Below are 1,488 nucleotides of genomic sequence, written 5' to 3'. Positions count from 1 at the left end.
AAAGGTGGATCTATGGGAGTGATTGCTAATGTTTTAGCAGGTTTAATTGGTTCGTCAGTTGGACAGTCCCTTCTGGGATCCTGGGGTCCGTCTTTAGCAGGTATGGCTTTGCTTCCTTCTATTGCGGGTGCAGTTATTGTGGTTTCCGTAGTGTCGTTTTTCTTAGGGAAAAAAGAATAATGTTCTTTTTCAAGAATAAATCATAATCTTTAAGACAGGGCAAGGTTATGATTTGATTATATTCATGAAAGGATTCAATATGTCAAAATCTAAGAAAATACTTTCTCTTATATTTTGTATTTTAATCTTGACAATTTTGATTCCTATTTTGCTAGATTACCATAAAGTTAGCGGTTTAGGACTTCACTTAGTTAACTGGAAGAGAATTTCCTTTTTAGGATATTATCTTTCAAGATATCTTTTCTGGGGTACCTTGGTTCTCTCAATTTTAATTTTATTATTCATGCTAGTAATCATCTTTTATCCTAAACAACATTTAGAGATAAAGTTAGAAGATGCTGGTGGTGAGCTAAAACTAAAAAATTCTGCTATTGAAGGATTTGTTCGTAGTGTAGTTAATGAAAATAACTTCATTAAGAATCCTAAAGTTCGTGTGAATAGTCGGAAAAATAAATGTTTAGTTTACGTGGAAGGAGAAGTTCTTCCTTCAGATAATATTATTAAACGAACTCAGTCTATAAAAGATGAAATCGGTAATGGATTAACACAGTTTTTTGGAATGAATCATGGTGTTAAGCTTGATGTTTCTGTAAAAGATTATAAGCCTAAAACACCAACAAAAAAACCTGTGAGTCGTGTAAAGTAAGGAAGTAAAAAATGGAATGGTTTAAAAAATACCAGTATCCACTACTGTCTGGATTAGCAGGTGTTCTTTTAGCTTGCTGCATCCTGTCCTATGGGTTCTTTAAAACATTGTTTGTTTTAATCTTCGCCGTCTTAGGAGCTGGAGTTGGATATTATATACAACAAAAAGGACTATTTAAATAATAAAGGAGTTTCAATATGTCAAACGAAAAAAATGTAAACACAACAAATGTAGATAAACAAGAAGCTACTAAAAAAGTAGATGCAGTAAAAGGAGAATTGACTTACGAAGATAAAGTCATTCAAAAAATCATCGGACTTTCTTTAGAAAAAGTAGACGGCTTGTTGGCTGTAGATGGAGGATTTTTCTCTAATCTAACTGATAAGATCATCAATACTGACAATGTTGCCAATGGAGTCAACGTTGAAGTTGGTAAAGAACAAGTCGCTGTTGACTTGAATGTAGTAGTGGAATATCAAAAGAATGTTCCTGACTTGTACAAACACATTAAAGAAGTAGTTGCATCACAAGTTTCTAAGATCACTGACTTGGAAGTTATTGAAGTGAACGTGAATGTTGTTGATATTAAAACGAAAGAACAACACGAAGCAGATTCAGTAAGCTTGCAAGATCGTGTAACTGGAGTAGTTGAATCAACAGGT

The 1,488-nt window shown here is 33.3% G+C and carries 4 protein-coding genes; all 4 read left to right on the top strand.

Translation table 11 applies throughout. From position 1 onward, the window contains the following. A partial coding sequence (locus ACLOR3_RS10640; protein WP_412037217.1) for a GlsB/YeaQ/YmgE family stress response membrane protein occupies nucleotides 1–180 on the top strand: 180 nt, incomplete at its 5' end. 79 nt (nucleotides 181–259) lie between these two features. Beyond that, nucleotides 260–826: an alkaline shock response membrane anchor protein AmaP gene (gene amaP, locus ACLOR3_RS10635; RefSeq protein WP_411401007.1), complete on the top strand. Its 567-nt coding sequence runs from the start codon at nucleotides 260–262 to the stop codon at nucleotides 824–826. Nucleotides 827–837: 11 nt separating this feature from the next. Next, nucleotides 838–1,008: a DUF2273 domain-containing protein gene (locus ACLOR3_RS10630; protein WP_126403695.1), complete on the top strand. Its 171-nt coding sequence runs from the start codon at nucleotides 838–840 to the stop codon at nucleotides 1,006–1,008. 15 nt (nucleotides 1,009–1,023) lie between these two features. Beyond that, nucleotides 1,024–1,488, top strand: a 465-nt coding sequence (locus ACLOR3_RS10625) for an Asp23/Gls24 family envelope stress response protein (protein ID WP_412037216.1), incomplete at its 3' end; no start/stop codon positions are given.

Origin of the sequence: Streptococcus intestinihominis (assembly GCF_046824975.1) — a bacterium.
Classification (GTDB): domain Bacteria; phylum Bacillota; class Bacilli; order Lactobacillales; family Streptococcaceae; genus Streptococcus.
Note: the sequence above shows the minus strand (reverse complement) of the source record. Positions and strands in the feature narration are given on the sequence as shown.